The sequence below is a fragment of the Deinococcus sedimenti genome (genome assembly GCF_014648135.1).
GTDB classification, from domain to species: Bacteria; Deinococcota; Deinococci; order Deinococcales; family Deinococcaceae; genus Deinococcus; species Deinococcus sedimenti.
On the sequence record NZ_BMQN01000039.1, the window covers coordinates 1 to 7786 of the forward strand.

General features: G+C 67.3%; 7 protein-coding genes. 4 read left to right on the top strand and 3 right to left on the bottom strand.

Going from position 1 to position 7786, the window contains the following annotated elements; translation table 11 throughout:
* Positions 1–376: 376 nt before the first annotated feature.
* From IEY69_RS21200 to IEY69_RS21210, 3 genes are all read left to right on the top strand, one after another.
* A complete protein-coding gene (locus IEY69_RS21200; protein ID WP_189075070.1) occupies positions 377–1765 on the top strand; it encodes a M1 family metallopeptidase in 1389 nt (462 codons plus the stop codon).
* A gap of 65 nt (positions 1766–1830) precedes the next feature.
* Positions 1831–2586: a LysM peptidoglycan-binding domain-containing protein gene (locus IEY69_RS21205; protein WP_189075071.1), complete on the top strand. Its 756-nt coding sequence runs from the start codon at positions 1831–1833 to the stop codon at positions 2584–2586.
* A 123-nt stretch (positions 2587–2709) separates the two neighbouring features.
* The gene (locus tag IEY69_RS21210; RefSeq protein ID WP_189075072.1) at positions 2710–3966 is read left to right on the top strand and encodes a glycerate kinase type-2 family protein; all 1257 of its coding nucleotides are present in this window, start codon (positions 2710–2712) and stop codon (positions 3964–3966) included.
* Between the two features lie 326 nt (positions 3967–4292).
* Here IEY69_RS21210 and IEY69_RS21215 read toward each other — a convergent pair whose 3' ends face one another.
* The 3 genes from IEY69_RS21215 to IEY69_RS21225 form a co-directional block, all read right to left on the bottom strand.
* Positions 4293–5414, bottom strand: a complete 1122-nt coding sequence (locus IEY69_RS21215; protein ID WP_189075073.1) for an FtsW/RodA/SpoVE family cell cycle protein — start codon at positions 5412–5414, stop codon at positions 4293–4295.
* Complete coding sequence (gene murD, locus IEY69_RS21220; RefSeq protein WP_229784192.1) at positions 5411–6709, bottom strand: UDP-N-acetylmuramoyl-L-alanine--D-glutamate ligase; 1299 nt, start codon at positions 6707–6709, stop codon at positions 5411–5413. Before murD ends, IEY69_RS21215 begins: the two co-directional genes overlap by 4 nt.
* Before the next feature lie 267 nt (positions 6710–6976).
* Entirely contained in the window at positions 6977–7273 is a 297-nt protein-coding gene (locus tag IEY69_RS21225; RefSeq protein WP_189075075.1) for a hypothetical protein, read from the bottom strand.
* An 86-nt stretch (positions 7274–7359) separates the two neighbouring features.
* On the opposite strand from IEY69_RS21225, the gene IEY69_RS21230 reads away from it, so the two are divergent.
* The coding region (locus IEY69_RS21230; protein WP_229784193.1) for a transposase at positions 7360–7786 on the top strand (427 nt) is incomplete at its 3' end.

Genomic DNA, 7786 nt, shown 5'->3' on the forward strand with positions numbered 1-7786 from the left:
GGTGCCGAGGGCGAGGGCGGCGAGTACGGTCAGGCTGAGCGCGCTTTTCTTCATGTGTCCTCCGGATATGGGTCACCCACGGGCCACGATGTGCCCGGGGTTGGGTGTTGAGATGCCGCAATTCTAGGTGCGGCTTGATGGTCTGTCAATGCGTTCCTCATCTATGAAGTTGAAATCTTTCCCAACAATCAATACTGACCTGTCTATATCATTGCTACATTAATGCCGCAGCGCGCAATCTGGTTGCGCTTTCTTGGTGGCCTTGTGAGAGAACGAGCATAGCCCTAACCAGACGACGCAAGCTCCGGTTCAGGCGCGCCCAACGGCAGCGCAGGTGACAGGCCAGTCAGGCGGCAGCGCCTATCCTGCCACCACCATGCTGCGTCACGCCCGGACCGCTCTGATCCTGCTGCACCTGACAGTCGGTTGCGCTCTAGGAGCGGCCGCCCCAGCTACGCTTCTGCCCGACCCGATCTATCCGGACCTCGGGCAGCCCGGACTCGACGTTCAGCACTACGACATCCACCTCACGGTGCCTCAACCCGGCACCCCCTGGCTGCGCGCCCAGGTCAGGATCGATCTCCAGGCCAAGCTCCCCCTGAACGACATCCGCCTCGACTACCAGGGCCCCACCGTCCTCTCCGTGCAGTGGAACGGCATGCCGGTGCCCTACCACCTCCAGGCCAGCCCCGCCAAACTGATCATCCCGCGCGCACTGCCGACCGGAGCAGCAGCCACCCTGACCATCGTCACCGCAGGTGACACGAGAGGACTGCCCGACCCCACCCTGCCCATCCAGCTCGGCTGGCAGAGCGTCCCGGCCAGCCCTGAGCAGCCCGGCGCGAACTTCGCGTTCAGCGAACCGGACGGCACCCACACCTTCCTGCCCTGCAACGACCACCCGTCCGACCCGGCCACGTTCACCACTCACCTCACCGTCCCGCAGGACGTGCAGGCCGTTGCCAGCGGACGCCGAACGGGTGAAACCCAGCACCCTGACGGCACCCACACCCTCACCTACACCCTCGACACGCCCATTCCCACCTACGCGCTCGGCATCCACATCGGCACCCTGCAGGAAGTCCGGCGCCCGGCCGCCCTCCTCCCCACCCAGAGTGTCGATCTGAGCGACTACTTCCCGACCAGCGTTCCCCTGGACGTGCGCGCCCCCTACCAGCGCACGACCGACATCCTGAAAGTCCTCACCGACTGGTTCGGCCCCTACCCGTTCGCCACGTACGGCTCGGTCGTCGTGACGCCGCCCCTGCCGGCCCTTGAAACCGCCTCCCTGAGCACCATGCCGGTCCGCTCCAGCCGCGAACGCGTCATCGTGCACGAACTCGCCCACCAGTGGTTCGGGAACGCCGTGCCCCTGGCCCGCTGGTCCGACACCTGGCTGAACGAGGGATTCGCCACGTACGCCGAACTCCTCTGGGCCGAAGCCAATGCGCAGGACACCACCCCGCTCCTGGCCAGCTGGCGGGACCGGCTGCGCGGCGGGACCCGCCCCCTGACCGCCACCACCCAGGCTGAGCTCTTCGACAGTACCGCCTACGCCCGCGGCGCCCTGACCCTCCATGCTCTTCGGCAGCAGGTCGGCGACCCCGCCTTCCGCACGTTCCTCCAGACGTACGCCCGCACCCGCGCCGCCCAGCCCACCCAGACCGCCGACCTGCTCTCCTTGAGCCGCCAGTACCTGGGTGCCGACGCCGAAACCCTGCTCCGGCGCTGGATAGACCGGCCCACCTTGCCCGCCATCCCGTGAGAAACGAGATTCACCGAACCTGAACGCAGCCGCTCCGCAGGAGGGAGGCGGGGTACGCTCCGCTCATGTGGCCATTCGGAAAGAGCACAGCGGAGCGCGTGAAAGACGCGATCAACGAAAATCCTGTCCTGGCACCCCTGAATCTTCAGGTGAGTGAGAAGGGAGGCGTCGTGACTGTCACTGGTCGAGTGCCGCGACAGTCCGTGACAGGACTGATCACCATGATGGCTCAAGGTATCAACGGTGTGAAGAGCGTCGATATCAGCGGTGTGGCTGTCGACCAGCTCGCAGCCGGACCCGCGCAGCCCGCCCCCACGGCGCCCACGCCCAGCGTCACGGAGATCGCGCCGTCGACCGGCAACATGAACGCTCGCCCCAGTGACGACATGGATGCGGAAGTGCAGGAGATCGAGGACAACAGCCGGATTGCCAAGGCGGTGCTGAGTGCCATCCGCAGCAACGGCGAGCTGGCCGACGACCCGATCGACGTCTTGCAGAGTGGGAAAACCGTGATTCTGCGGGGCGTGGTGGACAACGACCACGAGCAGCGCCTGCTGGAGAAAGTGGCACGCGGGGTCGAGGGCGTCAGCGGCGTGGACCTCAGTGGGGTGCGAGTCGCTCAGGGTGCCAAGGAAATGGCCAAGGAGAAGGACGCTGACACGGGCGACACCGTCTACGTTGTCAAGGCTGGCGACAGCCTCTCCAGCATCGCGGAACGGTACTACGGTGACCCGATGCAGTACAAGAAGATTGCTCACTTCAACAACATCAGCAACCCGGACCTGATTCACCCTGGTGATCGCATCCGCATCCCAGGCTGAACCTCGACGGATCTGACGCCCCTGGCTTCCTGCCGGGGGCGTTGGCCTTGCACAATGGCCAGATGCCTCCCCAGCCAATCACACCCCGCCCTCGCCGACGTTGTGCCCTGGAGGGGTGATTTCATGGACCATGCCGCGCGGGGCCCCAGACTGTTGCTGGAGTCAGCCTTCCGCTCCGCCCTGTCGGCGGCCTCGCCGGACCGGTTGCTGCGGCCTCACCTGGATCCAGCGAACCGTCCCGACCTGATCGTGGCCGTGGGGAAGGCCAGCGTGGCCATGGCCCAGGCTGCGCTTGACGTCTACCGGGAGACACCCACACTGATCATTGCCCCTCACGGCTCAGGCGCGAGTTCTGGAAGCTGGCCCGCATCCGTCCGCGTCATGGAAGCCGGTCACCCCGTACCGGACGACGCGAGCGTCCGCGCCGGGCAGGCTGCCCTGGCCAGCGTAGCGGCCCTGAGAGCCGATCAGCAGGCGCTGGTGCTGATCTCCGGCGGGGGCAGCGCACTCATGAGCGCCCCGCTGGGCGTGACCCTGCCGCAGAAGAGGCAACTCACGGATGATCTGCTGCGCAGTGGCGCCGGGATTGCCGAGATCAACACCGTCCGCAAGCACCTCTCCGCCGTCAAGGGCGGGCGACTGGCCCAGGCGACCCGGGCCACCGTGTGCACTTTCCTGCTGTCCGACGTGGTGGGCGACATCCCCGGCCTGATCGCCAGCGGGCCCACTGTCCCGGAGATTACCGTGGCCAGGGACGCCCTGACCGTCCTGAACCGCTACCGGATCGACGCCCCCGAAGCCCGCGCGTACCTTTCGGCAACGCCGGACGAATCGCCCAGGACGCTCCCCCACGCCAGCGCTCAGGTTATCGGGGGGAACCGCACCCTGCTGGACGCCGCCCGCCAGTACCTGCAGGAACGCGGCGTTCACAGCGTGATTCTCGGCGACACCTTCACCGGAGAGGCTCGCGCACTGGCGGCCTTCCACGCGCAGATCATCCGGAGCATCCAGCAGCACGGTACACCCGTCGCCGCACCCGTGGCGCTGCTGTCCGGAGGGGAGGCCACCGTCCAGCTGGGCCACGCCACCGGCCGGGGTGGACGCAACCTGGAATTCGCGCTGGCCCTCATGACCGAGCTGGGAGAGGCCGGCATCTATGGTCTGTCTGCAGGCAGCGACGGTCGAGACGGCACCAGCCCGGGCGCCGGAGCGTTCATGACCCCGGACAGTCTGACCCGCGCCCGGCACCTGGGCCTGGACCCCCACGACATGCTGGACCGGCACGACTCGCACACGCTGTTCGAGGCGCTGGGGGACATCCTCTACACCGGTCTGACCGGCCACAACCTGAACGACATCCGGCTGCTTCTCGTTCGTTGACCTGCTGGTCGGACGGTTCACCGTCCAGTCAGCACGTCAGTGGCTGGTCCGTCCTGCGAGCCCGCAGAGGGACTTCATCATGGGTCTGGACTCACAGCAGAATTCAGAGGTATGGAAGGGTTGTCTCCATATCTCTGAATCGAGCGGACTCGAAGAGCTGCGCCGCAGAGCGAGCACCTGAGAAGGACAGCGGTTGGAGGTGAAGCCCTGGGGCGTGGTGTTGGCCCCTGGGCGGAACTGGAAAACGCTGTCAGATACGTGAATTCAAGAGAAGGGAACTGCCGCTGACCGAGGCGGCCCAACATGTTTGCGTCCCACAGGCGACGTCAGTCCGTGGCGGTTGGGAGGGAACCGGCTGGAACGGCGGGCGTCTCCGTGTCCGCCAGCTGGTGCCGTACCTCGCGCATGGCAGAGTGGATGACGGCCAGCGCCACACTCATGGTCAGCATGCTGGAAAACCCGTAGCTGACCAGGGGAAGGGGGACGCCCGTCACCGGGAAGAGGCCCGCCGCCACGCACAGGTTCACGAACGCCTGACCCACGATCATGAACATCGTCCCGATCGCCAGGATGCTCGCCCCGTGAATCTCGGGCGTCATGGGACGTACCCGGCTGGCCAGGTGCGCCACGTCCAGCGCCGTGATCACGATCAGCCAGTACGCGAACAGCAGCATCGCCACGCCCAGCAGGCCCGACGTGAACCCCACCGACGCGACGATCAGGTCCGTGTGCTCGCCGAAGTACGTGTACCGCAGTCCGTCCGGCCCCTGACCGGAGATTCCCCCGAAATTCAGGTCCCGGTGCGCCTTGCCGATCTGGTCGAGGCCCTGTTCGCGGATCTGTTCCACCTGACGGTGGGTGTTCAGGCGGTCCAGGATGTACGGGTGCCGTTCCAGGTAGGAGCCCACCAGGGGCAGCAGCATCATGGTGATCGCCAGGATCAGGCCGCTGATGTTGCTGATCCGCACGCCCGCCGCGTACATCACGATGATGCCCAGCCCGAACATCAGGACGCTGGTGCCCAGGTCCGGCTCGATCAGCACCAGCAGCGTCGTCAGCAGAATCATGGCCGTGGCGCTGATCAGTTTGTTGTGCACGCCCCGCCGCGCGAAGAACGAGGCCAGCATCAGTACCAGACCCAGTTTCGCCATCTCGGACGGCTGGAAGCGCACCGGGCCGAACTCCAGCCAGCGGCGTGTAGCCTCACTCTCGGCGGTGCCGACCCCCATGAAGGGCACGAGCAGCAGGAAGAACAAGGTCACGCCCCACACCACCGGCCCCAGCTTCAGGAACGCCCGGGGGCGCAGCCGCGCCACGACCAGCGTCACGCCCAGGGCCAGCAGCGCTTTCAGGCCGTGATCTGCGATCTTGTCCGGCTCGACGGCCGCGATGCCCAGCACACCCAGGCACAGCAGCATGACCTGCGCGATGATCAGCTGAATGCTCACGCCCGCACCTCCGCGCCCGCCAGGGCCAGTGCCGCGCGGCGGAACGCCTCACCCCGCGCCTTGTAATCCCTGAACTGATCGAAACTCGTCCCGATCGGGGCCAGCAGCACGGTTCCGTGACCCTCCGGCCCGCCCAGCACATCCAGGGCCGCCTGCGTCGCCGCGCGCATCGTCGCCTCACCGTCCGCGCCCGACACGACCCGGTAGGGAAGGCCCAGCCCACGGGCCAGGGCCTCGCCGTCCTCCCCGAACGCGATGACCTGCGCCACCCGCCCGGCCGCCGCCTCGCGCAGCGGGAGGAGATCCGCTCCCTTGTCCCGGCCACCCACCAGCCACGCGACCGGCGGCGCGGCGCGGTCCAGGGCCGCCTGAACGGCCAGGGTGCGCGTGGCGATCGAGTCCTCCACGAACCGCACATTCCCGATCCGCGCGACCGTCTCGAACCGCCCGGACACCGGCTGAGCCGCGCGCAGCGCCCCGGCCAGCACGTCCGCGTCCACCGGGCGGCCCAGGTGAACCAGCAGGGCCTCGGCTGCCAGCACCGCCGCCGCCGCGTTCGCCGGATGTACCCCCTCGGGCAGCGCAGAGGCGTCCAGCACGGCGGTCCCGTCGGCGAGTGCGATCCGGCCCGGCGTGAAGGGCCGCACCTGCGCGCGGCTGGGCACGTTCAGCCCCTCCGGCACCACCAGCACGTCCCTGGCCGCCTGACCCGCCGTGATGTTCTGCTTCGCCGCGTGGTACGCCTCCACCGTCCCATGCCGGTCTATGTGGTCCACGCCCAGGTTCGTGATGACCGCCACCGGCAGCCGCAGCCCAGGCACGCGTTCCAGCTGGAAACTGGACAGTTCCACCACGGCCACCTCGGCGCTGTCCACCACGTCCAGCAGGGGCGGGTCGATGTTGCCGCCCTCGCGGGCGTTCAGTCCGGCCGCGCGCAGCAGCTGCGCCACCAGCACCGTCGTGCTGCCCTTCCCGGCCGTTCCGGTGATGCCCACCATCGGCAGCCCCGGACGCAGGCGGGCCGCGAGGACCACCTCCCCGATCACCTCCGCCCCGCGCGCCTGAAGGGCCAGCAGGTCCGGATGGTCGATCGGCACGCCCGGCGCGGCCACGACCACGTCGTACGCGCCGCCCGCATCCCCGCGCACCCAGCCGAGTTCCGTCATCAGCGCCTCGTCCTCCGCGCCCGGGCGGGCGTCCACCCACTCGCCCCGCACGCCCGCCCGCGCCAGGAAACGCGCCGCCCCGCGCCCACTGCGGCCCAACCCATACACCAGCACCCTGTCAAGCTTCACGCCCACACCATAGAACACGCCCCGGCACTTGTGGTGCGTGCAGCACGTGAGAAACCCGCAGAGGCCGACCCCGGCACCAGCACTCCACCGCTGTCCTGTTCCCCCGCCCCCTTCTCGCGTCATTGGAAAGGGCACGAGATCAGGCGAACGGGGGGCGAAGCAACAGCTCCGACCCCCACGCCCAGCGGTATTCCGTTCATCCCACCAGCCAACAGCGGACCTCTCAGAGCGGTTTCCAGCTCCATTGAAGGGTCAACAGCACGCCCTTCAACTCCACTTCCAACCGCTGATGGCGGCGGGCTCTGTACCGGACATCTTCAGGTTGAGGCTGTACTGGACGGGGAATTCCTGAACGTGTGATCGGTTGCGAACCCACACAACAAACGGCGGTGTTTTGGGTGTGTGACCATCCCAGAACCCGCCGATCTCCAGCGTACCGAACTCACCCGCCACTTCAAAGCCTGCGTGACGTTCCTGCGCTACGACATGCTGCAGCGTGTCGTGGACGTGCTCTTCGCGATGGTGACCGCGAAGAGCGTGAATCAGAGTGACCTGTGCGCCCACCTCCCTGGGGTAAGCTCCATTGACGCGAAGAAACGCCGGGGGGAACGAGGGTGCCGCGATCCTCAGCTGACCGAGTCCGTCTCAGCATGGACCGCACGACTTGGGAGCGCGGCAAGTCGCCCCTGAACCTCCTGGTCCTTGGCGTTGTGATGCACGGGTACACGGTGCCGCTCGTCTGGACTGCCCTCAATCACGACGGCAACAGTGGCACGGTCAGGCGCATTCAACTGGTCTCCAGGCTCCTGAAGGCCCTTCCAGCGGGCCGCCGGAAGGGCCTGGTCGCTGATCGGGAATTCATCGGTGGGGAGTGGTTCCGCTTCCTGAGGCGCAAGGGCATCAAATGGGCCATCCGCATCCGGAAGAACGCCGTTGTTGACGAGCTGCGCGTGGACACGTGGTTTGGAGATCTGCAGGTAGGGGAAGTCCGGTGCATGGCTGAAAAGGCGTGCGTCTACGGTGAGGTGATGCAGGTCGTGGCCACCAGGTCCCCCGCAGGGGACCTGGTGGCCATTG

Excerpts from the sequence above, each read along its gene's own strand:
- IEY69_RS21205 (WP_189075071.1), top strand. The coding sequence starts at position 1,831 with ATGTGGCCATTCGGAAAGAGCACAGCGGAGCGCGTGAAAGACGCGATC.
- IEY69_RS21210 (WP_189075072.1), top strand. The coding sequence starts at position 2,710 with ATGGACCATGCCGCGCGGGGCCCCAGACTGTTGCTGGAGTCAGCCTTC.
- IEY69_RS21200 (WP_189075070.1), top strand. The coding sequence starts at position 377 with ATGCTGCGTCACGCCCGGACCGCTCTGATCCTGCTGCACCTGACAGTC.